The 24995-nt window shown below is 69.6% G+C and carries 17 protein-coding genes; 14 read left to right on the forward strand and 3 right to left on the reverse strand.

Translation table 11 applies throughout. The features are described 5' to 3' along the window. The first annotated feature begins 184 nt into the window (after positions 1 to 184). The 3 genes from ACX9MO_RS05400 to ACX9MO_RS05410 are packed head-to-tail and all read left to right on the forward strand — an operon-like array spanning position 185 to position 5134. Positions 185 to 1279: an HlyD family secretion protein gene (locus tag ACX9MO_RS05400; protein ID WP_462213796.1), complete on the forward strand. Its 1095-nt coding sequence runs from the start codon at positions 185 to 187 to the stop codon at positions 1277 to 1279. After that, positions 1279 to 4017, forward strand: a complete 2739-nt coding sequence (rbbA, locus tag ACX9MO_RS05405) for a ribosome-associated ATPase/putative transporter RbbA (RefSeq protein WP_462213797.1) — start codon at positions 1279 to 1281, stop codon at positions 4015 to 4017. Before ACX9MO_RS05400 ends, rbbA begins: the two co-directional genes overlap by 1 nt. Positions 4018 to 4021: 4 nt before the next feature. Continuing rightward, the gene (locus ACX9MO_RS05410) at positions 4022 to 5134 is read left to right on the forward strand and encodes an ABC transporter permease (protein WP_462213798.1); all 1113 of its coding nucleotides are present in this window, start codon (positions 4022 to 4024) and stop codon (positions 5132 to 5134) included. 55 nt (positions 5135 to 5189) lie between these two features. Here the strand turns inward: ACX9MO_RS05410 and ACX9MO_RS05415 are convergent, their stop codons facing one another. Further along, positions 5190 to 5852, reverse strand: a complete 663-nt coding sequence (locus ACX9MO_RS05415) for a transglycosylase domain-containing protein (RefSeq protein ID WP_462213799.1) — start codon at positions 5850 to 5852, stop codon at positions 5190 to 5192. Between the two features lie 257 nt (positions 5853 to 6109). Here ACX9MO_RS05415 and ACX9MO_RS05420 point away from each other — a divergent pair, with 257 nt between their 5' ends. The 8 genes from ACX9MO_RS05420 (at position 6110) to ACX9MO_RS05455 (ending at position 18394) form a co-directional block, all read left to right on the forward strand. Continuing rightward, the gene (locus ACX9MO_RS05420; RefSeq protein ID WP_462213800.1) at positions 6110 to 6709 is read left to right on the forward strand and encodes an ImuA family protein; all 600 of its coding nucleotides are present in this window, start codon (positions 6110 to 6112) and stop codon (positions 6707 to 6709) included. Continuing rightward, entirely contained in the window at positions 6612 to 8102 is a 1491-nt protein-coding gene (locus ACX9MO_RS05425; protein WP_462213801.1) for a Y-family DNA polymerase, read from the forward strand. The genes ACX9MO_RS05420 and ACX9MO_RS05425 overlap by 98 nt, the downstream gene beginning before the upstream one ends. Next, the gene (locus tag ACX9MO_RS05430) at positions 8099 to 11431 is read left to right on the forward strand and encodes an error-prone DNA polymerase (protein ID WP_462213802.1); all 3333 of its coding nucleotides are present in this window, start codon (positions 8099 to 8101) and stop codon (positions 11429 to 11431) included. The genes ACX9MO_RS05425 and ACX9MO_RS05430 overlap by 4 nt, the downstream gene beginning before the upstream one ends. 344 nt (positions 11432 to 11775) lie before the next feature. Further along, positions 11776 to 12723 (forward strand): TAXI family TRAP transporter solute-binding subunit, encoded by a 948-nt coding sequence (locus ACX9MO_RS05435; RefSeq protein WP_222491530.1) that lies wholly within the window; start codon positions 11776 to 11778, stop codon positions 12721 to 12723. A 63-nt stretch (positions 12724 to 12786) separates the two neighbouring features. Further along, a complete protein-coding gene (locus ACX9MO_RS05440) occupies positions 12787 to 14886 on the forward strand; it encodes a TRAP transporter permease (protein ID WP_462213803.1) in 2100 nt (699 codons plus the stop codon). Continuing rightward, the gene (locus ACX9MO_RS05445; protein WP_462213804.1) at positions 14883 to 15275 is read left to right on the forward strand and encodes a DUF1850 domain-containing protein; all 393 of its coding nucleotides are present in this window, start codon (positions 14883 to 14885) and stop codon (positions 15273 to 15275) included. Before ACX9MO_RS05440 ends, ACX9MO_RS05445 begins: the two co-directional genes overlap by 4 nt. A 3-nt stretch (positions 15276 to 15278) precedes the next feature. Continuing rightward, complete coding sequence (locus tag ACX9MO_RS05450) at positions 15279 to 17093, forward strand: sensor histidine kinase (protein WP_462213805.1); 1815 nt, start codon at positions 15279 to 15281, stop codon at positions 17091 to 17093. Next, complete coding sequence (locus tag ACX9MO_RS05455; protein WP_462213806.1) at positions 17090 to 18394, forward strand: sigma-54-dependent transcriptional regulator; 1305 nt, start codon at positions 17090 to 17092, stop codon at positions 18392 to 18394. The genes ACX9MO_RS05450 and ACX9MO_RS05455 overlap by 4 nt, the downstream gene beginning before the upstream one ends. A gap of 81 nt (positions 18395 to 18475) precedes the next feature. Here ACX9MO_RS05455 and ACX9MO_RS05460 read toward each other — a convergent pair whose 3' ends face one another. Next, the gene (locus tag ACX9MO_RS05460) at positions 18476 to 19516 is read right to left on the reverse strand and encodes a LacI family DNA-binding transcriptional regulator (protein ID WP_462213807.1); all 1041 of its coding nucleotides are present in this window, start codon (positions 19514 to 19516) and stop codon (positions 18476 to 18478) included. A 413-nt stretch (positions 19517 to 19929) separates the two neighbouring features. On the opposite strand from ACX9MO_RS05460, the gene ACX9MO_RS05465 reads away from it, so the two are divergent. The 3 genes from ACX9MO_RS05465 to ACX9MO_RS05475 are packed head-to-tail and all read left to right on the forward strand — an operon-like array spanning position 19930 to position 23799. Continuing rightward, complete coding sequence (locus ACX9MO_RS05465) at positions 19930 to 20685, forward strand: gluconate 2-dehydrogenase subunit 3 family protein (RefSeq protein ID WP_222491518.1); 756 nt, start codon at positions 19930 to 19932, stop codon at positions 20683 to 20685. Positions 20686 to 20703: 18 nt separating this feature from the next. Next, positions 20704 to 22488, forward strand: a complete 1785-nt coding sequence (locus tag ACX9MO_RS05470) for a GMC family oxidoreductase (protein WP_462213808.1) — start codon at positions 20704 to 20706, stop codon at positions 22486 to 22488. A 3-nt stretch (positions 22489 to 22491) separates the two neighbouring features. Then, positions 22492 to 23799 (forward strand): c-type cytochrome, encoded by a 1308-nt coding sequence (locus ACX9MO_RS05475; protein ID WP_462213809.1) that lies wholly within the window; start codon positions 22492 to 22494, stop codon positions 23797 to 23799. 129 nt (positions 23800 to 23928) lie between these two features. On the opposite strand, the gene ACX9MO_RS05480 is transcribed toward ACX9MO_RS05475, so the two are convergent. Then, a complete protein-coding gene (locus ACX9MO_RS05480; protein WP_462213810.1) occupies positions 23929 to 24798 on the reverse strand; it encodes an aldose 1-epimerase family protein in 870 nt (289 codons plus the stop codon). Between the last annotated feature and the right edge of the window lie 197 nt (positions 24799 to 24995).

Consider the following 24995-nt stretch of genomic DNA (forward strand, 5'->3'; position numbering starts at 1 on the left):
ATAACCCTCTGATTTCCGGACCCCAATACCCTCCTACGGTGGCGTAACGCTGCGTCGGATGCGACGGTTCGTCCCCCGGATGCTGCACCGCTGAACTTGACAGTTCACCGTCGGGGCAGGTTTTCTTGACCCAAGGGCCGCCCCGTCGGGCGGCGCGAGTCACCAGTGCGGGGTTGAGCCGGTCATGAAACACACGCGTCGAAATCTCCTGTGGGGGGCGGCGGTGGTCGCGGCGGCCCTCGTGGTCCTCTTCATCCTGCGCTCGGTCAATGCCGACAAGCTGCCCGAGGGCATCGCCACCGGCAACGGCCGCATCCAGGCGACCGAGGTGGACATCTCGGCCCTCGCCGCCGGGCGCATCCGCGAGATCCTCCCGGCCGAGGGCGACTACGTCGAGAAGGACGCGCCGCTCGTCCAGATGGACACCGATCAGCTGGAGGCCCAGAAGCATCAGGCCGAGGCCGCGCTGCGCCGCACCAAGGTGGGCGTCGAGACCGCCAAGACCAATGTCGAACAGGCCGAGGCACAGGTCCGCGCCGCCGTCGCCTCCGTCGCGCAGGCCGAGGCCACGAAGACCGCCGCCGACAGCCGCCTTGCCCGCAGCCGCAGGCTGGCGCTGAGCGACACGGTTTCGCAGCAGACGCTGGAAGACAACATCGCCGCGGCCCATCAGGCCGAGGCAGCCGTGGCCGCCGCCGAGGCGCAGCAGGCCGCCGCCGAAGCCGGTGTCAGCGCCGCGCAGGCCGCCGTCATCGACGCCGAGGCCGCGGTGGAGGCGCAGCAGGCCGCGCTCGACGCGATCAATGTCTCGCTGGAGGATGCCACGCTGACCTCGCCCATCGACGGGCGGGTGCAGTACCTCGTGGCGCGCCCGGGCGAGATCGTGGCCGCGGGCGGGCGGGTGCTGAACCTCGTGGACCTGAACGACGTCTACATGACCTTCTTCCTGCCCACCGAACAGGCCGGGCGGCTGGAAATCGGCGACGAGGCCCGCATCGTGCTGGATGCCGCGCCGCTGGTGGCGATCCCGGCGACTATCTCCTTCGTGGCGGACGTGGCCCAGTTCACCCCGCGCAGCGTCGAGACGCAGGACGAGCGCACCAAGCTGATGTTCCGCGTCCGCGCCCAGATCGACCGCGCCCTTCTGGCGCAATACACGGCCTACGTGAAGACCGGCCTGCCGGGCGTGGTCTATGTCCGCACATCGCCGGGCGTGGACTGGCCCGAGGTCGCCACTACGCGGGTGGAGCTGCCTGAACCGCGCGCGGCAGGTCAGTGATGGCGCGCGCGGACGACATGTCCGCGCCCGTCGCGCGGATCGAAGGCGTCAGCCTGCGCTATGGCAAGGTGCAGGCGCTGGACGCGGTGACGCTGGACATCCCCGCGGGCCGCATGGTCGGGCTGATCGGCCCGGACGGCCAGGGCAAGTCGAGCCTGCTGTCCCTGCTTGCGGGCGCAAGGCGGATGCAGGCGGGCCATGTCGAGGTGCTGGGCGGCGATATCGCCAACGCCCGCCACCGCGACCGGGTCTGCCCCCGCATCGCCTACATGCCGCAGGGCTTGGGCAAGAACCTCTATCCCACGCTCTCGGTGAACGAGAACCTCGCCTTCTTCGGGCGGCTCTTCGGCCATGACACGGCCGAACGCACCCGCCGCATCCGGGAGCTGCTGGCCGCCACCGGCATGTCGCCCTTCGGGGACCGGCCCGCGGGCAAGCTTTCGGGGGGCATGAAGCAGAAGCTGGGGCTCTGCTGTGCGCTGATCCACGATCCGGATTTCCTGATCCTCGACGAGCCGACCACCGGGGTGGACCCGTTGTCACGGCGCCAGTTCTGGGACCTGATCGACCGCATCCGCCTGACCCGCCCGCAGATGAGCGTCATCGTCGCCACCGCCTACATGGAGGAAGCCCAGCGCTTCGACTGGCTGGTGGCGATGAACGGCGGGCGCGTGCTGGACACCGGCACGCCGGAGGAGCTTCTGGCGCAGACAGGCGCGCCCGACCTCGACCGCGCCTTCATCGCCCTGCTGCCGGAGGATGCCCGGCGCGATCACCACAGGATCGAGATCCCGCCCCGCGACCCGGACCGGGACGGCGAGATCGCCATCGAGGCGCAGCACCTGACCCGCCGCTTCGGCGATTTCACTGCCGTGCACGATGTCTCCTTCCGCATCCACAAGGGCGAGATCTTCGGCTTCCTCGGCTCCAACGGCTGCGGCAAGACCACGACGATGAAGATGCTCACCGGCCTGCTGGAGCCCTCGGAGGGCACCGCGCGTCTTTTTGGCGGGCCGGTCGATCCGGGCGACATGAACGTGCGCCGCCGGGTCGGCTTCATGACGCAGGCCTTCTCGCTCTATACCGAGCTGACGGTGAAGCAGAACCTAGAACTGCACGCCCGGCTCTTCGACATGGCGGAGGCGGCAATCCCACCCCGCGTCACGGAGATGGCCGAGAGGTTCGGCCTGACCGGCGTGTTGCACACGCGTCCCGCCGCCCTGCCCCTCGGCATCCGTCAGCGGCTGTCGCTTGCCGTGGCAATGATCCACGGGCCCGAGATCCTGATCCTCGACGAGCCGACCTCGGGCGTGGACCCGGTGGCGCGCGACGAATTCTGGCAGATCCTCTCGGACCTGTCGCGGCAGGACGGGGTGACGATCTTCGTCTCGACCCACTTCATGAACGAGGCCCTGCTCTGCGACCGGATCTCGCTCATGCATGCGGGCAAGGTTCTGGTCAGCGACACGGCGGAGGCGATCATCGAGACCCGCGGCAGCGCCACGCTGGAAGACGCCTTCATCGCCTACCTCGAAGAGGCCATCGGCACGCCCGAGACCGCCCCCGAACCCGCCGCCCCCGTGGCCGAGGAGGCGCCCGCCCCGCGGCGCGGCTTCTCGCTCCGGCGGATGTTCAGCTATTCCGTTCTGGAGGCGCTTCAGCTTCAGCGCGACCCGATCCGCGCGACCATGGCGCTGCTCGGCTCGGTCATCCTGATGCTGGTGATCGCCTATGGCATCAACATGGACGTGGAGGACGTGAAGTTCGCCGTGCTCGACCGCGACCGGACCACGGTCAGCGAGGATTACATCCTCGATTTCGCCGGCTCGACCTACTTCCTCGAACAGCCGCCGCTGGACAGCTACGCCGACATGGACGACCGGCTGAAGCGCAACGAGATCTCCTTCGGCCTCGAGATCCCGCCCGATTTCGCCGCCCGTGTGGCCCGGGGCGAGGACGTGCAGGTCGCGGCCTTCCTGGACGGCTCCAACCCGGCGCTGACCGAGAGCATACAGGGCTACGTCGAGGGGCTGCACGCCACATGGCTGACCCGGCGGGCGCGCGAGGCCTACGGCGAGGCGGCGGCCACCGGCGCCTTCGACGTGCAGATGCGGTTCCGCTACAATCCCAACGTGGACTCGCTCACCGCCATGGCGCCCGCCGTCATGCCGCTGCTCCTGCTGCTGATCCCGGCCATGCTCTCGGCCCTGTCGGTGGTGCGGGAGAAGGAGCTGGGCTCGATCACCAACTTCTACGTCACCCCCGTCACCCGGCTGGAATTCCTGCTGGGCAAGCAGCTGCCCTACGCTGTGCTGACCCTGATGAGCTTCTTCATCCTGCTGGCAGTGACGATCCTCGTCTTCCGGGTGCCCTTCACCGGCTCGATGCCCGCGCTGATCGTGGCGACCGCGATCTATGCCCTCGCCTCCACCGGCATGGGCCTCGTGATCTCCTCCTTCCTCTCCAGCCAGATCGCGGCGATCTTTGCCACGGCGATGATCACCATGATCCCCGGCACGATGTATTCCGGCCTGCTGGACCCGGTGACCTCGCTCGAAGGCTTCGGCCGCGTGGTGGGCGAGGTCTACCCGATGACCCACTACGTCACGATCGCGCGGGGCACCTTCTCCAAGGGGCTTGGCCTGCGGGATCTGGGCGAGGCCTTCTGGCCGCTCCTGGCCTCGGTGCCGGTGCTGCTGCTGATCGGCGCGCTGATGCTGCGCAAGCAGGAGAAATAGCCCGATGAACTGGCGCCATGTCTATCACCTCGGGCTGAAGGAACTCAGCGGCCTCTTCCAGGAGACGGTGCTGGTGATCCTGATCCTCTATTCCTTCACCCTCGACATCTACACCACCGCCAAGGCCCAGCCCGAGACCCTGAACGCCGCCCCCATCGCCGTGGTGGACGAGGACCGCTCGCAGGCCTCGACGATGATCGTCTCGGCCTTCTATCCGCCCTACTTCGTCGCCCCCCGGCTGATCGACGCGGCCGAGATGGACGCGCGGATGGATGCCGGGCTCGATACCTTCTCTCTCGTGATCCCAGCCGGGTTCCAGGCCGACCTGCTGGCCGGCAAGACGCCGGACATCCAGCTCAATGTTGATGCGACACGGATGACGCAGGCCTTTACCGGCACCTCCTACGTGCAGCAGATCGTGACGTCGGAGGTGACGGAGTTCCTGAACCACACCCGCACCGCCAGCAGTTCCCCGGTGGAGATCGTGATCCGCAGCCGCTTCAACCCGACGCTGGACGCCGGCTGGTTCGGCTCGATCCAGAGCGTGATCCTCTCGATCACCATGCTGTCGATCATCCTCACCGGCGCGGCGCTGATCCGCGAGCGGGAGCACGGCACGGTGGAGCACCTGCTGGTCATGCCCGTGCGCCCGATCGAGATCATGCTGGCCAAGATCTGGGCCATGGCCGCGGTGGTGCTGGTGGGGGCCGCGGTGGCGATCCTCGTGGTGGTGCAGCTGCTGCTGGGGGTGCCGATCATCGGCTCGGTCTGGCTGTTCCTTGCCGGGACGCTGCTGATGCTCTTCGCCTCGACCTGCATGGGCATCTTCCTTGCCACCATGGCCGGGTCGATGCCGCAGTTCGGGCTGTTGCTGATGCTGGTGCTGCTGCCGCTTCAGGTGCTCTCCGGCGGGATGACCCCGGCCGAGAACATGCCCGCCGCGGTGCGCTTCGTCATGCAGTTCACGCCGAACCCGCATTTCGTCTCGCTCTCGCAGGCGGTGCTGTTCCGCGGCGCGGGTCTGGCGGAGGTCTGGCCGCAGCTGGTGGCGATGGCGGTGATCACCGTGGCGCTCTTCGCCCTCGCGCTGGGCCGGTTCCGCAGCTTCCTGCGCTAGGGCCTGCCGCGGCCCCGGAGGCCTGGGCAGGCCTCGGGGCCGGTTCAGGACCAGCTCAGGACTGGTCGCAGCCTTCCAGCCAGACATCGTCATGGCCCGCGGGGCGGCACTTGCCCGAGACCAGCAGGGCGATCCGGTCGCGCCGTTCCTCCAGCGCCGGGCCGGGGGCCTGCAGGCTGTAGCGCCCCGGGGCGATCAGCACCGCGACGAGCGAGAGGTACTGCTCCTCCGTCAGCTCCTGCGGCGGCTTGCCATAGACCGTGCGCGCGGTGTCGAAGAAGCCGGTCATCATGCCCTCGGGGCCGCGGCCCATCTCGGCCTCGTCGAGCCAGAGTGCGAGGATCTGCGCCTTCTCCAGCCGGGTCTCCAGCCCGAAGGCAAAGCCGGTCTGGCGGATGCGGTCGATCTCGGGCGGGAGCGGGCCCGCGTCCAGCCGCTGTGCCAGCGCCTGCGTGATCGTCGTGGCCCCCGCCCCGGGCGAGATCAGGTCCACCCCGCCGTGACGCAGGAAGCCGGGGTCCTGCACCTCGAGCAGCTGCGCCTGACGTCCGGGGCCCAGCGCGGCCCCGCCCTGCTCGGCGGCGATCAGCGCATCGGCCCGGTCCCGCAGCGCCAGCGCCTCGGACCGCGCGGCAAGGAAGCCGCTGGCGCCATAGGCCACCACGGCCCCCGCCGCCAAGAGGCCCAGAAGGAAGAGTTTTCGAAGAAGTCTTTTCATGGCCCGGGATTTAGCATGCGGGCCGCCCTGCGTTAGCTCCCCGATCGGGGCGGCCCCCGGAATGGGCAAGACCCTGCGCATGGCCCGGCGGGAAGCCACCTGCACACTGTCACAGGACGCCCCCTTGCCGGAAATGTTCCCCCTATGTTCCAATGGGCAGGGCGCGAATCCCCGGACGACTCTTCAGAGGGGTCCCCGGGCGATTCCCCGCTGTCCGCCACCCCAGCCAATCCCGCCAGAGGGCCCCCTGTCCACCGATGTCCGCCGATCTTGCCTCCCATTTCCCGCCCCGCCGCGCCCGCGTGCACGAGGCCTGTGGTCCCGGCATGACCGGCTTTGCCGCGATGCTAGCGGCGCAGCTGGAGGGGCCCGTGCTCTGGATCCGTGAATACTGGCGGCCCGAGGCGCTGAACCCGCTGGGGCTGAGCGATATCCTCGATCCCTCCCGGCTGCTGGTGGCGCAGGTCAAGGACCAGACCGATGCCCTCGCCGTGGCGGAGGAGGCGCTGCGCGACGGATCGCTCAAACTGGTGGTGGCCGAACTGGGCGAACCGCTGGGCCTGACCCCGGGCCGGCGGCTGCAACTGGCGGCCAAGGACGGGCGCAGCACCGGGCTCTGCCTGATCTCCGAGGGCAATGGCAGCAATGCCGCCGAGACCCGCTGGCGCTGCACCCCGACCTTTGACCCGGAGGGGCTGGACTCGACTCTGCAGCACTGGGATCTTATAAAGAACAAATCAGGAACACTGGGGTTTTGGCATGTCCGTTGGGACCGAGAGGCGCACCGGGAGACGCATCGTCTCCGCGTGGTTTCCGCGCCTGGCGAGCGACCGGGCGCTGCGCACGCGACCGGTTGAGGGGCCCTTTGCCCTGACGCTTCAGGTCGGCAACGCCAATCGCCTGCACTGCCTGAACCACGCCGCCGAACGCGCGGGTCTGGAGCGCGGGATGCCGGTCTCGGACGCGCGCGCCTTCTGCCCCGGGCTCCAGACCCGCATTGCCGATCCCGCGGGCGACACCCGTTTCCTCCATGCGCTGCGTCGCTGGGCCACGCGCTATTGCCCCTGGGTCGGGATCGAGGGCGAGGACGGGCTGGTCATGGACATCACCGGGGTGGCGCATCTCTTCGGGGACGAGCCGCTGCTGCTGGCCGATCTGCGCCAACGGCTGGCTCGCGCAGGCTTTGGCGTCCGGCTGGGGCTGGCCGACACCCGCGGCGCGGCCTGGGCGCTGGCCCGCTTCGGCGAGGGCGAGGCCCCGCCGGGCCGCATGGCCGCGGCCTTGGCCCCCCTGCCCGTCGCCGCCCTGCGGCTGGAGCCCGCGACCGCCACGGCGCTGCAACGGCTTGGCCTGCGGACGGTGGGCGATCTGACCGCCACCGCCCGCGCGCCCCTGACCCGCCGCTTCGGCCCCGAGGTGATGATGCGGCTGGATCAGGCGCTGGGGCGCCAGCCCGAGCAGGTCACCCCGCTGTCCGATCCGCCCCATTACGGCGTGCGCATGACCCTGCCCGAACCGATCGGATTGCAGGACGACGTGATGGCCGGCCTCGCCCGGCTGCTGGAGCGGCTCTGCGCCAAGCTACAGGTGCAGGAGGCGGGCGCGCGGATGTTCCGCCTGACCCTGCGCCGCGTCGATCAGGACGCGCAGGAGGTCGAGCTGCGCCTCGCCCGTCCCCTGCGCGAGGCCGCCCGCATCCTGCCGCTCTTCGAGCGTGGGGTGGGCGAGGTCGAGGCGGGCTTTGGCATCGACCAGCTGCGGCTGGCCGCGGTACAGGTCGAACCGCTGCCGGTGCAGCAGGTCAGTTCCGTCCCTCAAGGGCGCAGCGACCAGCTGGGCGACCTGATCACCCGGATCGGCACCCGCATCGGGCTGGAGAACGTCCAGCGCTTCCTGCCCGCCGACAGCCATATCCCCGAACGCGCCTTCCTGATCGCCCCCGCCGCATGGTCCGAGCCGGGCGGCCCATGGGCCAGCCCCCGCCCGCGTCCGCTGCGGCTTTTCCCGCCCGAGGCCATCGGCGGCACCGGCCCGCGCCCGCCCGCGCGGTTCCGCTGGCGGCGCATGGCGCTGGAAACGGGGCGCGCCACCGGCCCGGAACGGATCGCCCCGGAATGGTGGATGAGCGACGAGGCCTGGCGCAGCGGTCTGCGCGATTACTGGCAGGTCGAGACCCGGCAGGGCCGCCGCCTGTGGCTTTTCTACACGCCGCAAAACCCCGGCTGGTTCGTTCAGGGGGAATTCCCATGAGCTATGCCGAGCTTTGCGTGACCAGCAACTTCACCTTCCTCACCGGGGCCTCCCACCCCGAGGAGTTGGTGACCCGCGCCGCCGAGCTGGGGCTGGAGGCGATCGCCATCACCGACCGCAATTCGCTGGCCGGCGTCGTGCGGGCCTTCTCGGCGCTGAAGGAATTGCAGCGCGCGGTCGAGGAACAGGCCGCCGAGGAGGTGCGCATCCGTTCGCAGCACCGGGTCGATCCCTGTTCCCGGCAGGAGATCGGCCAGCCCCGGCCCCTCACCGCGCCGCAGGTAACGCGCCTGCCCCGGCTGATCACCGGCTGCCGCCTCGTGCTGCGCGACTGCCCGGTGGCGTGGATTGCCCTGCCCTGCGACCGGGCCGCCTATGAACGGCTGTCGCGGCTGCTGACGCTGGGCAAGCGGCGGGCCGAGAAAGGGCAGTGCCACCTCGACCTTGCCGATCTGGAGGCCCATTGCGCGGGCATGATCCTGATCGCCCTGCCGCCCGACGACCTGCGGCAGGCGGCCGCCCCGCTGCGCCGGTTGCAGCGGCGGTTTCCCGGCCATGTCCACCTTGGCGCGGCGCCGCGCTACGACGGATCGGATCAGGCGTGGCTGGCGGAATGCGCCCGGCTGGCGCGGCAGTGTTCCGCCCCCATGGTGGCGGTGGGTGACGTGCTGATGCACCGCGCCGCCCGGCGGCAGCTGGCCGATGTGCTGACCTGCCTGCGCGAACATATCACCATAGATGCCATCGGCACCCGCGCCCTGCCCAATGCGGAACGGCGGCTGAAGGGCCATGACGACATGGCCCGCGTGTTTCACGCCCATCCCGCCGCCCTGCGCCGCACGCTGGAGATCGCGGCCCGCTGCGCCTTCCGGCTGGACGAACTCAGCTACGAATACCCCGACGAGATGTCGGAGGGCGAAACCCCGCAGGCCCGGCTGGAACGGCTGACCGCCGAGGGGCTGGCCCGGCGCTGTCCCGGCGGGGTTCCCGAACGCTACGACACGCTGGCCCGCAAGGAACTGGCCATGGTCCGCGATCTGGGCTTTGCCGCCTACTTCCTGACCGTGCATGATATCGTGGCCGAGGCGCGCCGCCGGGGCATCCTGTGTCAGGGGCGCGGCTCGGCGGCGAATTCGATCCTGTGCTGGGCGCTTGGCGTCACCGATGTCAGCCCGGACCAGATCACCATGGTCTTTGAACGCTTCGTCTCGAAACACCGGGGCGAGCCGCCGGACATCGACGTGGACTTCGAACACGAGCGCCGCGAGGAGGTGATCCAGTGGATCTATGAACGCTATGGCCGCCACCGGGCCGGGCTCTGCGCCACGGTGATCCACTTCCGCTCCCGCGCGGCGATCCGCGAGGTCGGCAAGGTCATGGGGCTGAGCGAGGATGTCACCGCCGCCCTCTCGGGCCAGATCTGGGGCATGTCCAACAAGGGCGCGGACGAGGGCCGCATCCGCGAACTGGGCCTCGACCCCGAGGATGCGCGCCTGTCCCAGACCCTGCGCCTGATCGGCGAGATCATCGGCTTCCCGCGCCACCTCAGCCAGCATGTCGGCGGCTTCATCATCACCCGCGGGCGGCTCGACGATCTCTGCCCGATCGAGAATGCGGCCATGGAGGACCGCACCGTCATCGAGTGGGACAAGGACGATATCGACGCGCTCGGCATTCTCAAGGTGGATATCCTCAGCCTCGGGATGCTGACCTGCCTGCGCAAGAGCTTCGACCTGATCGCGCAGCACGAGGGGCGCGAGCTGACGCTGGCCAGCACCCCGCAGGAGGACAGGCCGACCTATGACATGCTCTGCGTCGCGGATGCGGTGGGGGTGTTTCAGGTGGAAAGCCGGGCGCAGATGAACTTCCTGCCCCGGATGAAGCCGCGCACCTTCTACGACCTCGTGATCGAGGTGGCCATCGTGCGCCCCGGCCCGATTCAGGGCGGCATGGTGCAGCCCTACATCAAGCGGCGGCAGGGTCTGGAACAGGTCCACTTCCCCTCCCGCGCGCTGGAGGGGGTGCTGGGCAAGACGCTGGGTGTGCCCTTGTTTCAGGAACAGGCGATGCAGATCGCCGTGGTGGCCGCCGGTTTCACGGCGGAAGAGGCCGACCGGCTGCGCCGCTCGCTGGCCTCGTTCCGGCGCATGGGCACCATCGGGGCGTTCCGTGACCGGTTCATCGCCGGGATGCTCTCCAACGGCTACACCCCGGATTTCGCGCAACGCTGCTTTTCCCAGATCGAGGGGTTCGCCGATTACGGCTTCCCGGAAAGCCATGCGGCGGCCTTCGCCATGCTGACCTATGTCTCCTCCTTCCTGAAGCGCCACCACCCGGCGGCCTTTGCCTGTGCGCTGCTGAACTCCCAGCCGATGGGGTTCTATGCCCCCGCCCAGATCGTGCGCGACGCCCGCGAACACGGGATCGAGGTGCGCCCGGTCTGCGTGAATGCCAGCGCCTGGGACTGCACGCTGGAGAAGCGCGCCGACGGGGCGCTGGCGCTGCGGCTGGGGTTTCGCCAGATCAAGGGGTTCCGCGAGGAGGACGCGGGCTGGATCACGGCCAGCCGGGGCAACGGCTTCCGCGATCCCGAACAGCTGTGGCTGAGGGCGGGCGTCGCGCCCGCGGTGCTGGAACGGCTGGCCGAGGCGGATGCCTTCCTCGGCGCAGGGCTGACCCGGCGCGATGCGCTCTGGCAGGCGCGCGCGATCCGCGACCGCAAGCCGCTGCCGCTCTTCGACGATCCCATCGACGGCGAGGCGATCCGCGAGCCGCAGGTCGACCTGCCGCAGATGCACCTGAACGAGGAGGTGGTGGAGGATTACGTCGCCACCCGGCTGACCCTGCGCGCCCATCCGATGGAGTTGCTGCGCCCCGAACTGGTCCCCGAGACGCCCGGCCTGCTGCCCCATGACCGCCTGCGGGAGGCCCCGCTGGGGCAGGTCACCGTCTGCGGCCTCGTGATCACGCGGCAGCGGCCCGGCACCGCCTCGGGGGTGATCTTCCTGACGCTGGAGGACGAGACCGGGGTTTCCAACGTGGTGGTCTGGCCCAAGGTCTACGAGGCGAATCGGCGGCAGGTCATGGGCGGGCGGCTGCTGCGGATCAGCGGTTACCTCCAGCGCGAGGGGATCGTGACCCATGTCATCGCGCAGCGGATCGAGGACGTGTCGCACCGGCTCTCCGCGCTCGGCCACCCGATGGACGAGGCGATCGGCATCACCAATCCCGTCACCGACGACGCCCCCCGGCCCGCGCGGACCAAGCCCACGGCGCGGCACCCGCGCGAACAGGCCAAGCGGCTGTTCCCCAGCCGGGATTTCCACTGACCCGCGCGCGGGGCGCGGGGGCTCTGCACGGAGGGGCGACGCCGCCCTGCGCAGGACGCCGCGCACCGGAACCCGCACCGCGGCCAACAGGGCCCACATCGCGGCCCGACCGAAGGCCCGCAACCGGGACGGGCAGTACCGCGCCCGCCCACACGGGCCGGATGCCGGATGTCCCTGCGGCACCCGGTCCGCGCGGGGCGCGGGGCAGATTTCCGCCCCGCCCGTGGCAGAACCCCGCGAAGATTCCGCAACAAGATCCCGTCAGCCGCCTTGCACATGGGCAGTCCCTGCCCAAGAATGGCGCCGCACGCGTACTGGAACGCGTTGAATCTGGGAGGATTACCATGTTCAAGAGCCTTGGGCTCGGCGCACTTGTCGCCGGCACCCTTTCCCTGTCCGCCCCTGCCGCAATGGCAACGGACTTCATCAACGTCCTGACCGGCGGCACCTCGGGTGTCTATTATCCGCTCGGCGTGGCGCTGTCGGACATCTATGCCAAGGGCATTCCCGACAGCCGCACGCAGGTTCAGTCGACCAAAGCCTCGGTCGAGAACCTGAACCTGCTGCAGCAGGGCCGTGGCGAAATCGGCTTCGCGCTCGGCGACTCGGTGAAAGACGCCTACGAAGGCAACGCAGACGTCGGCTTCTCCAAGCCGCTCGACAAGCTGCGCGCCATCGCCGCCATCTACCCGAACTACATCCAGATCGCAGCCGCAGCCGCGTCGGGCGCCACCACGGTGACCGACCTCAAGGGCAAGTCGGTCTCGGTCGGTGCCGCCAAGTCCGGCACCGAGGTCAACGCGCGCAAGATCTTCGGCGCGCTCGGCATGACCTACGACGACCTCGGCAAGGTGGAATACCTGCCCTTCGCCGAATCGGTCGAACTGATGAAGAACCGTCAGCTCGACGCCACCCTGCAGAGCTCGGGCCTCGGCTCCGCAGCCCTGAAGGACCTCTCCTCGACCCAGGACGTGACCTACGTGTCGGTTCCGGCGGAAGTGGCAGAGACCCTCGGCGCGCCCTACGCGGCCGGCACGATCCCCGCGGGCACCTACCCCGGTCAGGACGCGGACATCCCGACCCTGGCGATCACCAACATCCTCGTGACCAGCACCGACGTGTCGGATGAACTGGCCTACGAGATGACCAAACTGCTGTTCGAGAACCTCGAGCAGATGAAGGCGGCCCACGCGGCAGCCGGCGCGATCAACATCGAAGACGCGATCGCAAACTCGCCCATCCCGCTCCACCCGGGTGCCGAGAAGTACTACAAAGAACAAGGTCTTATGTAAGACCGGCAACACCGTAAGGCGGTCCGGTCCCCCGGGCCGCCTTTGTTGTTTCGGGAGGGTATCATGACAGAACCTACGACTTCGGCCAAAACGCGCACCGAGGAATCGAACGAGATCCACGATCCGCTGGCCAACAGCTTCCCCGCCTCCGCGGCGGGCCGCTTCCTCTTCTGGCTGGCGGTTGCCTTCTCGCTCTACCAGATCGCGATTGCCGCCCATGTCTTCGACCTGCCCAGCCAGGTCATGCGGGCCGTGCACGTGGCCTTCCTGATGGCGCTCGGCTTCCCGCTGCTGGCCATCGGCCGCGGCTTCTCCACGCCCGTGCGCACGCTGTGCTGGCTCTTCGGCGCCGCCGGCGTCGCCGTGGCCGCCTACCAGTGGATCGAGTATGTCCCCCTGCTGATGCGGGCCGGTGACCCGACCACGGTCGACCTGATATTCGGCTGCGTTGCCGTGGCCACCGTCTTCATCGCCGCATGGATGCTGATGGGCCCCGCCCTTCCGATCATCTGCGGCTTCTTCCTCGCCTATGCGCTCTTCGGGCAGCACCTGCCCTCGCCCTTCAACCACCGCGGCTATGCCTTCGAACAGGTGGTGGAGCAGATCGCCTACGGTACGGAAGGCATCTACGGCATCCCGACCTACGTGTCGGCGACCTACATCTTCCTCTTCATCCTGTTCGGCTCCTTCCTCGAGAAGGCGGGCATGATCAAGCTCTTCACCGATGTCTCCCTGGGCCTCGTGGGCCACAAGATGGGCGGCGCGGCCAAGGTCTCGGTGCTCTCCTCGGGCCTGATGGGCACGATCTCGGGCTCGGGCGTGGCCAACGTGGTCACCACCGGCCAGTTCACCATCCCGCTGATGAAGCGCTTCGGCTACCGCCCCGCCTTCGCCGGCGGTGTCGAGGCGACCTCCTCCATGGGGGGCCAGATCATGCCCCCCGTCATGGGCGCCGTGGCCTTCATCATGGCCGAGACGCTGGGGGTGCAGTACATCGAAGTGGTGAAAGCGGCCCTCGTGCCCGCGATCCTCTACTTCGCGGGCGCCTTCTGGATGGTCCACCTCGAAGCCGGCAAGCGCGACCTGCGCGGCCTCTCCGGCGACGCGCTGCCCTCGGCCCGCAAGGCGTTGAAGGAAGGCTGGTACCTGATCCTGCCGCTGGCCGTCCTCGTCTACCTGCTGTTCTCGGGCTACACGCCGCTCTTCGCGGGCACCATCGGCCTCGCGCTGACCGGCATGCTGATCCTCGGCGCCTCCATCGCGCTCGGCATGGGCTCGACCGGGGTGCGGGTGATCTTCTGGATCATCCTCGGCATCGGCGCCTCGGCCTTCTTCAAGTTCGGCATCAACGCGCTGCTACTGGTGCTGGGCCTGCTGATCGCCGCCAACGCGATCTCCAAGGGCGGACGCGAGACGCTGGCCATCTGCCGCGACAGCCTCGCGGACGGTGCCAAGACGGCCCTGCCCGTCGGGATCGCCTGTGCGCTGGTGGGCGTGATCATCGGGGTGATGACCCTGACCGGTGCGGCCAACACCTTTGGCCAGTTCATCGTCTCGGTCGGGCAGAACAGCCTGTTCCTCTCCCTCATCCTGACGATGATCACCTGCATCATCCTCGGCATGGGGATCCCGACGATCCCGAACTACATCATCACCTCCTCCATCGCGGGCCCGGCGCTGCTGGACCTCGGGGTGCCGCTGATCGTCAGCCACATGTTCGTCTTCTACTTCGGCATCCTCGCCGACCTGACGCCGCCGGTGGCACTGGCCTGCTTCGCAGCCGCGCCGATCGCCAAGGAAAGCGGCCTGAAGATCAGCTTCGAGGCGATCAAGGTGGCGGCAGCCGGCTTCGTCGTGCCCTTCATGGCGGTCTATACCCCCGCCCTGATGCTGCAGGACGGCGGCCCGCTGGCGGATGCCATCGGCTACTGGCCGGCGGTCGCCTACATCCTGATCAAGGCGCTGCTGGCGCTCGGGCTCTGGGGGGCGTCGGTCATCGGCTGGCTGGGCCGTCCGCTGGCGATCTGGGAACGTGCCATCGCCGTGGCGGGGGCCTTCACCCTCGTGGCCGCGCTGCCGATCACGGATGAGATCGGCTTTGCCCTCGTGGCGATCTTCGCCGCCCTGCTGTGGTTCCGCCGCAAGGCGCCGGTGGCATCGTGAGCAGCTGCCTTCTGGCAGGGGCGATGGTGCTTTCGCTTGCGGCAGGCGACCGCTTCTCGCTGGAGTGGACCCACTCCGTCGAGAAGCAGGCCTGGCGCGAGACCTGGGAAGTGATCCCGTCAAAGACCATGGAGGCGACGGGAGACCGTCGCCTTCACCTCGTCGAGGCCGCGGTGAAGGGCTCCGGCGCGGGAATGGAGCCCGGCGAGGGCGGCCATTTCGAAGACGGCTGGTGGGTCTGGGCGCCCGACCTGCCCCCGGTGCGCGCGTTGACGCTCGCCGCCTCCGGCGAGACGCCCTCGGCCTGGACGCTCTGCGGTGCCGAGTGTGTCGAGCTTGGCGCCACCTCCGGCGCGCCCATCCACCTCGCCCCCTGCGACGGCAGTTGAGCCATGCGCGGGCGTGACCGGGTCCGTTTCCGGCACCGGCTCCGGTCGGTCTGGTGGGCACGGCTCGCCGTGGTGGCCATGGCCGCCCTGCTCTGCGGCGGGCTGGCATGGCAATGGGTGCTGCTCCAGACGCGGCAGGGGCTGGAACAGACCCTGCAGGTCGGCAGCCACGCGCTCCAGACGGAGATCGACCGCTTCCGCTACCTGCCCCGCGTCGCCGGCGAGAGTGACCGCATCCGCGAGGCGCTGATCGCCCCGGACGATCCACGCGCCATCGACGCCGCGAACCGCTACCTCGAACGGGTCACGCGCTATTCCAGCTCGGGGCAGCTCTACCTGCTGAACGCCGACGGGGTGACCATCGCCGCCTCGAACTGGCAGACCGAGACGAGCTATGTCGGCTCCGACTACAGCTTCCGGCCCTATTACACCGACGCGCTCGCCACCGGCAGCGGCGCGGTCTACGGCATCGGCGTCACCACCGGCGAGCCGGGCTATTTCATCGCCTCCCGCATCGGCGGCGAGACCGGCATGCCCGTGGGCGTCATGGTGGTGAAGATCGACCTGCGCCCGCTCGAGGCGGCGTGGATCGAGACCGGCCAGCATGTCGCCGTGACCGACCGTGACGGGGTGATCTTCCTCTCCTCCCTGCCCGCGTGGCGCTATCGCCCGCTCTACCCGCTGGGAGAGGCGGCATTGGCGCGGCTGCAGGAATCCCGGCTCTACTTCTCCACCCCGCTGGATGAGGCCGATCCGCTGATGCAGAACGGGCAGAGCGCCCTGATGGTCGCGGGCCTTGGCCGCACCACCGTCCTGCGCTCCACCGGGTTCGAACAGGGCTGGCGCCTGATCGCCGCCGCCCCCGTGCTGCCTGCCCGCGCCGCCGCCGCGCTGACGGCGGGCTTCGTCCTGCTGGCAGGGCTGATGGGGCTGGCGCTGGCCGACATGCGCCGTCACCGGCTACGGCTGATCGCGCTGCGCATCCGCCAGACCGACATGATGGAACGCAAGGTGCAGGTCCGCACCGCCGAGCTGGCCCGCGAAGTGGTCGCCCGCCGGCAGGCGGAGGCCGACCTGCGCGCCACGCAGGAAACCCTCGTCCAGACCGAGAAGATGGCCGCCCTCGGCCGGATGTCCGCCGCCATCGTGCATGAGGTGAGCCAGCCGCTCGCCGCGATGGAGGCCACGCTGACGGCGGCCGAGTTCAGCCTCTCCCGCGCGCCGGAACAGACCTCCCACCGCCTGCAATCGGCCCGGGGGCTGATCCGGCGGATGCAGCGGATGACGAAACACCTCAAGAACTTCTCGCGCCGCGAGGTCGCCCCGCTGCATCCCGTCACCGTGGTGCCCGTGGTGCAGTCCGCGCTGCAACTGGTCCTGCCGCGCGCCAATGTCGCCGGGCTGGAGCCGCGCTTCGAGACGCCCACGTTCAACCCCGTGGTGCAGGCCGGCACGGCGCGGCTGGAGCAGGTGCTGGTCAACCTTCTGGGCAATGCCATCGAGGCGGTGGAGCCCGGCCACGGCGAGGTCGTGATCGCGCTCGCCGAGGAGGACGGGCTGCTGCGCATCGCCGTGCGCGACAACGGCCCCGGCTTCGATCCCGAGGTGCTGCCCCGCGTGACCGAGCCGTTCTTCTCCACCAAGATGGGCGGCGAGGGGCTGGGACTGGGGCTTGCGATCTCCTCCGAGGTGGTCCAGCAGTTCGGTGGGCGGCTCGACTTCCGTTCGCGTCCCGAGGGCGGCGCCGAGGTTTCGGTCCTGCTGCCGATGTTGGAACGGGACGCCCCCGACGAGAGCGGACAGGAGGCCGCCGAATGACCCCGCTGATCCACGTGGTCGAGGATGACACCGACCACCGCCTCGCGCTCTGCGACCTGCTGGAGGCCGCCGGTTTCCGGGCCGAGGGCTTTGCCGGCGGCAGCGCCGCCATGGCCGCCGAGGCCCGGCCCGACCTCGTGATCACCGACCTGCGGATGCCGGGCATGGACGGGCACGCCGTGCTCTCCGCCGCGCTGGAACGCGATCCCGACTGCCCGGTGATCATGATCTCGGGCCACGGCGACCTGCCGCAGGCGGTGCAGGCGATGCGGGCGGGGGCCGAGGATTTCCTCGAGAAACCCTATGACGGGATGCACCTCGTCACCGTCATCGAACGCGCCCTGCGCGGCCGCGCCGCCCGGGCCGAGATCGGCCGCCTGCAGGACAGCATGACCCGGACCGAGGGCGGTGGCCTGCTGGGCCAGTCGGCGGCCATGACCACCCTGCGGGACCGGATCGCCGCCCTTGCGCCCACCGAGATCGACATCGTCGTGACCGGTGAGACCGGCACCGGCAAGGAACTGGTGGCCCGTGCCCTGCATGCCGCCAGCCCGCGCGCCGCCGGGCCCTTCGTCGCGGTGAACTGCGCCGCCCTGCCCGAGACGCTCTTCGAGATCGAATGCTTCGGCCATGTCGCGGGCGCCTTCCCCGGTGCGCAGGACAAGCCCGGCAAGCTGGAGGCGGCCTCCGGCGGGACGCTCATGCTGGACGAGGTGGAGGCGATGCCCGCCGCCCTGCAACCCAAGCTGCTGCGCGCCCTGCAGGAGCGCTCCGTCGAGAGGCTGGGCGAGAACCGTCTGCGCCCGCTCGACCTGCGGATCATCGCGACCTCCAAGACCGACCTGCGGTCGCTGACACTGGACGGGACCTTCCGCGCGGATCTCTTCTACCGCCTCGCGGGTGCCGAGATCGCGGTCGAGCCGCTGCGCGCCCTCGGCGACGATATCCTGCTGCTCTTCTCGCATTACGCGGGCCTCGCCGCCGCGCGCTATGGCCGCCCCCTGCCCGAGATCGACTACGCCCTGAAGCAATCGCTGCTGCGCCGCCCGTGGCCCGGGAACGTGCGCGAGCTGAAGGCGCTGGCGGAACGCTTCGCCCTCGGGCTCGACATGCCTGAGGGGCCCGCCGCGGCCCCGGCCGAAGCCGAGAGCCTCGCCGACCGGGTCGCCGCCTTCGAAGCCCGCGAGATCCGCCTGACGCTGGAGCGCTGCCGCGGCAACACGGAGCGCACCGCGCGGTCGCTGGGCATGGCGCGGCGCACCCTGAACGACAAGATCAGCCGCTACGGCATCCGGGTCTGAGGCGCGGCCCGGGACTGTATCAGGGACTGGGTCAGGCTACGGGCGGCACGTCGCGTCTGATCTCGCGCCCGGGGCCGGGCCTCAGCAGTTCTCGCCGATGAGGATTTCGAAGGGCAGCACCCGCTGCACGCCCTGCCGCTTCTCCAGCCCCTCCATCTGGCGCACCAGCGCCCGCACCGCTTCGCGCGCGATATCCTTGCCGGGATGGGCGAGGATCATGTCGATCCGCCCCTCCACCAGCAGGGCGCGGGTCTTCTCGGTGATCTCGGTGCCGATCAGCAGAGGCGTGGGTGAGGCCGCGGCACCACGCGACGGCACGGCACGCGCCGCGCCCTGAAGCCCGCCGCCCGAGAGGACGATCGCCACGAGGTCGGGATGTTCCCGCATCAGGGAGGTCACGACCTCCTCGGCGCGCAGGTCGCTCTCCTCGCTCGAGGGGGCGTCGATCACCGTGAACCGCGGCGTCGGCATCTCCGAGATGAAGCCCCGGAAGCTGGCGGCGAGCGACTGCTGGCAGGTGTAGCGCACGTTGCCGGGCACGAGGCCGATCTTGCCGCCGCGCGGGCACAGACGGCGCACGAACCAGCCCGCCGAGCGGCCCAGCTGCCAGTCGTTCGCGCCCACGAAGCCCGCGCGTTCCGGCGCCGAGATGTCCGAGATCATCGGCAGCACCGGCACACCGCGCGCCGCGAGTTCCTTCACCGCCATGTTGATCCGCGGGTGGTCGATGCAGACGGCGGCCACGGCATCGCATTTCTCGCCCAGCGTCAGCAGCGCGTCGGCCATTCGCGCCGGGTCGAGATCCGTGACGTGGGAGAAGATCGCCCGGCCCTGGATGCTGGTCTGCGCCGCCACCTCGCTGGAGAGCTGCTGGCTGAAGGCCTGATAGAAATGGCGCGCCCGGTCATTGAGCAGGAAGCCGAGCGTGCGTTCCGGCACCGCCATGTCGCGGCGCGACCGGATCGAGCCCACGGCGTGGAAGCCGATCCGCTCGGCGGTGGAGAGCACATGGTCAAGCGTGGCAGGCTTCACCTTGCCGCGCCCCGACAGGATGCGGTCGATGGTGGAGAGGCTCACACCCGCCTCGCGGGCGAGATCAGCCATGGTGAGTCGCTGGGCCAAGGGGCACCTCCGGCTGCCGCGGGGCCCCTGCCCCGCCTCTGGCTGGCAGGCCCTTAAGCAGGAGAGCGACGGACCTGCAAGCCCAGTCTATCACGGCCCGTCAATTTGACACGTCAAAACCGTCATCACCCGTCACGGTGACGCAAAAGCGATCCCCGCCGGGTGCGACCGGTTGTCCCGCCTTGCCGCCTGGGCCGTCGCGGCATACCGCAGGACACAGAAGTGCATCCGGCGCGTTCCCTCCTGTCCGGCTGTGCGTCCTCCCGACAGACCGGCTGGTCCCTCCGGCGCGGCCTGACCATACGAAAACCCATGTCGCTTCCGTCCCATGCCGGACGGTCCCCTGCCGGCCGCTCCGGCGGGCCAGACCGTCGCGCGCCCGGGGCCGCGCGACAGCAGACAGAGGTGTCCCCATGACCTCCCGCAAGTCCCCCGGCATGAACCGGCGGCAGGCGCTCTTCTCGATCGGCACCGCGGCGGCGGCCACTGGCCTCGCCACGACGGGCCGCGCCGCCGAACTGCATGGTTTCCCCCATGAAACCGCCATGTCCGCAGACCACCTGCCCGTGCCCGCCCACCGCGGCGGCAGCTTCCGCATCCTCACGGACGAAACCGACCGCGCCACGCTGAAGGCCGCCTTCGACCGGCTGATCCCCGCAGACGACCAGGGCCCCTCGGCCTCCGAGGCAGGCTGCCTCGAGTTTCTCGACGACCAGCTCTCGCGCCCCTACGGCGAGGGCGCGGCGCTCTACCTCGACGGGCCGATGAACCGGGAACGCGAAGCGGCGATCATGGGGGCTGCACAGGTCTTTGCCACCCCGCGCGACCGCTACGCCGCCGGCCTGCCCGCGCTGGAGGCCTATGCGCAGGCCACCGACGGCGCCGCCTTCGCAGCCCTCTCCCCCGACCGGATCGACGAGATCCTGACCGGGCTGGAAGCGGGCGAGATCGACCTCGGCGATGACGTGGACGGTCAGGCCTTCTTCGAACTCATGCTGCAGAACGCCCGCGAGGGCTACCTCGCGGACCCGCTCTATGGCGGCAACCGTGACATGGCCGGCTGGAAGATGATCGGCTTCCCGGGGGCGCGCTACGACTTCCGCCCCTACATCGACAAGCGCGGCGAAGAGCTGAACCTCACGCCCGTCAGCCTGATCCCGAACGACTAAGGCCAAGGAGACACCCAAATGGCAAACGAACGTCCCAAGGCCGACGTGGTCATCGTCGGTCTCGGCTGGGCCGGCTCGGTCATGGCCGAGGAACTGACCCGCGCAGGCCTCAACGTCGTGGCAATCGAACGTGGCGCATGGCGCGACACCTCGACCGACTTCCCCCCAGCCGTCGACCCTGACGAGCTGCGCTGGCACACCCGCCGCGAGCTGCTGCAGCCGATGAGCGTGGAAACCACCACCTTCCGCAACAAGACCGGCCAGACCGCCGCGCCCGTGCGCAACTGGAACGCCTTCCAGTTCGGCTGGAACGTCGGCGGCGCCGGGACCCACTGGGCCGGCATGTCCTGGCGCTTCCTGCCGTGGGATTTCGAGGTCGCGACCCAGACCGCCGAACGCTACGGCCAGGAACGCCTCGACAGCCTGATGGCCGAGGGCCTGCAACTGCAGGACTGGGGCGTCACCTACGAGGAGATGGCCCCCTACTACGACCGCTTCGAGCGGATCGCGGGCACCTCCGGCAAGGCGGGCAACCTGAACGGCGAGCGGATCAAGGGCGGCAACGTCTTCGAAGGCCCGCGCGAGCGGGACTACCCGACGCCCGAGTTGAAGGACACGAACTGGATGCGCATGTACCGTGAGACCACGGAAGGCATGGGCTACAACCCGTTCACGATCCCGGCGGGCAACATCTCGCAGTCCTACGTGAACCCGCTGGGCGTCACGATGGGGCCCTGCACCTACTGCGGCTTCTGCGACTTCCACGGCTGCGGCAACTTCTCCAAGTCGAGCCCACAGGCCTGCATCCTGCCCGCGCTGATGCGCCGCCCGAACTTCACCGTCCTGACCGAGACCGAAGTGCTCCACGCCGTGAAGCACGAGGACGGCAAGACCGTGAAGGGCGTGCAATTCGTCACCCGCGACGGCGAAGAAGGCTTCCAGCCCGCCGACGTGGTCTGCATCACCGCCTACCAGATGGACAACGTCCGCCTGATGCTGCTCTCGGGCATCGGCGAGCAATATGACCCGACCACCATGCGGGGCACCATCGGGCGCAACTACAACTACCAGACCTGTTCCTCGGTCACCGGCTTCTTCTCCGGTGCCAAGATGAACCCGTTCATCGGCGGCGGCGCGCTCGGCGTGCAGATCGACGATTACAACGGCGACAACTTCGACCACGCCGACCTCGACTTCATCGGCGGTGCGGGGATCATGGGCTATTCCACCAACGGGCGCCCGATCGCCAACATGAACGGCATCCGTCCGGGCAACAAGCGCTGGGGCTCGGAGTGGAAGGAAGCCTATGCGCGGGACTACCAGGAGGTGGCCAACATCTTCTGCCAGGGCACCTCGATGCCCACGCGCGACGCCTACCTCTCGCTCGATCCGACCTACAAGGATCGCCATGGCCAGCCGCTGCTGCGCCTGACCTTCGACTGGAACCGCAACGACAAGTCCATGATCGACTACGCCACCGAGAAGGCAATCGAGATCATGAAGGAAGCGGGCGGCGAAGACCTCATGGTCGACAACCAGGCCGAAGCGGCATGGAACCCCTACAAGCAGCACTCCTCGCACACGATCGGTGGCCTCGTGATGGGCTCCGATCCCAGCACCTCGGCGCTGAACCCCTACCTGCAGAGCTGGGACTGCCACAACGTGTTCTCGGTCGGCGCCTCCGCCTTCCCGAACAACGGCGGCTACAACCCGACCCTCACGGTGGGCGCCCTCGCTGTGCGCGCGGCCCGCGCGATCCACGAAACCTACATCAACAACCCCGGCCCGCTGGTGGAGGCGTAACCCATGGCAAGCATCAAGAAAATCGGCGCGGGCGTTCTGGGGGTGGCGGTCATCGCCGCCGCCGGGGCGGGGGTCTGGGCCTACCAGACGCTGAACACCTCGCGCTCGGCCGTGGCGGATGACACCCTCACGCTGGCCGAGTTCACCAGCGAGGATCAGGACGCCATCGCGCGCGGTGAATACGTCATGCGCGCGGGCGACTGCGTGGCCTGCCACACCCGGGGCGCGGGCGCGTTCGCCGGCGGCTACGAGATCGCAACGCCCTTCGGCACGCTGGTCTCTTCCAACATCACGCCCGACGTCGAGACCGGCATCGGCGCCATGACCGAGCGCGACTTCTTCAACGCGGTCCGTCACGGTCAGGGCTCCGAGGGGATGCTCTACCCGGCGATGCCCTACACGGCCTATGCCAAGCTCACCGATCAGGACATGCACGACCTCTGGGACTACATGTCCACGGTCGAGCCGGTCTCGAACCCGATCGACGAGAACGGCGGCATGCGCTTTCCCTACAACCAGCGTCTCGCCATGGCGGGCTGGAACATGCTGTTCTTCGACAACGCCGGCTTCGACGGCGACCCGGAGGCCGAGCGCGGCCGCTACCTCGTGGATGGCGCGGGCCATTGCTCCGCCTGCCACAGCCCGCGCAACGAACTGGGCGCCGAGATGGCCTCGGCCTACCTCGAGGGTGGCGTCGTGGACGGCTGGTACGCCCCCGACCTGACCCAGAACCCCCACGTCGGTCTGGGCGGCAGCACCGCCGAGGAGATCGCCGACTACCTGCGCACCGGCTCCGACGGCACCTCGGTCGCGGCGGGCCCGATGGCCGAGGCGGTGGAACATTCGCTGCAGTACCTGACGCAGGAAGACGCACTTGCCGTGGGCAGCTACCTGACTTCGCTCGATGCCTCCGATGTCGCGCCCGTCGCGCCGCTCTCTCTGGAAACCGCCGAGATGCAGCGCGCCGCCGATGACTACGAGGTCAACTGCTCGGCCTGTCACGGGCTGGCGGGCGAAGGGATCACGGGCATGGTCCCGGCCTTCGCGGGCAACAAGGCGATGCTTTCGGACCCGACGGGGATGATCCACGCCATGCTGAAGGGCGCACGCGCCCCGCACACCGGCGCGCTTCAGACCGCCGCCGGGATGCCCTCTTTCGCGTGGAAGATGTCCGACGCGCAGGTCGCCGAGATCCTGACCTACGTGCGCAACAACTGGGGCAACGGCGCTGCCGCCGTCGCCCCGGCAGCGGTCGCGCAGATGCGCGAGGACCTGGGCGCGCGGGAGAAGATCGGGACACCGACCAACTGACGCCCGGCTTCGGCCAACAGGGATACGCCGAGGGCGCGCCGGATATCCGGCGCGCCCTTTTCTGTTTCTGGCCATTGCCGGGAGAGCGGGCCGCTGCGGGCGGCACCCAGTCACCCGCGCGGCCCGGGATCAGGCTTCGAGCGTGACGGAGTAGCCGAAGGCGGCTGTCTCGCCCACGGCGAGCGTCAGGCTGTTGGGCCGGGCGGCGATCTCCGGCCCGTCGCCGACGTAGGAGGCGGTGCCATGCCACGGCTCGATGCACAGGAAGGGCGCGCCCACCGGTTTCCACAGCGCGAGATCGGGCAGGTTGCGGAAGGCGAAGCGCAGGCCCGGCCCGTCTTCCGGCCCGTAGCGCAGCGCCTCCGCCCCGTTGGGGAAGACCAGCGCGCCCTCGGCAAAGAGCGCCTCCTCGATCTCCAGCCGGCCCGCCACGAAGGGGCCGGGCAGCGGCGCGGGCTCCAGCAGGCCGTCGTTCAGCGCGCGCCGGTCCGGATTTCCGCCGGAGGCCAGCGTCACCACGTGGGGCGCGGCCTCCGCCCCCGGCAGGGGCCAGCGGAAGGCGGGGTGGAAGCCGAAGCCGAAGGGCATCGGCACCGCACCCGCATTCTCGACCGTCACGTCGCACTGCACCGTGCGCCCGTCGAGGCGATGCGTCACATGCAGCGCGAAGTCGAAGGGATAGACCGCCCGGGTCTGCTCCGAGGCGCGCAGGACGTGGTGGCAGGCGGTCTCGCTCGCCTCGACCAGATCGAAGAGGCTGCGCCGGGCAAAGCCGTGCTGGCTCATCGCGGCCTCCTGCCCCCCGGCCGAGATCACGTCCCCCGGGGCCCGGCCCACGATGGGAAAGAGCAGCGGCGCCCGCCCGGTCCAGAAGGCCGCGTCCCCGGTCCAGAGGTAGCTGCCTCCGGTCGCGGTGCGCAGCGCCTGCATCTCGGCCCCCAGCGAGGCAACGGAGAGGCTGAGGTGGCCATTGGAAAGCAGCGTGTCGGCGGTGGTCATCAGGCGGTCCTATCATGCGCGGGAGCGGGACAGCGCTCCATGTCCGGGGCGACACTAGCGGATAGGCGGCGCAGGTCCAGCGGGATGCCCGTCGCGTCCGGGCCATGAGCGGCGCCACCGGCGTCATGCGCACAGGTCCGCGCCGCAGGACCCGTGCCCGGGCGCGCAGGTCATCGCACCTTGAGGGACTGGGAGCC

It is taken from the genome of Pseudooceanicola profundus (assembly GCF_054919315.1).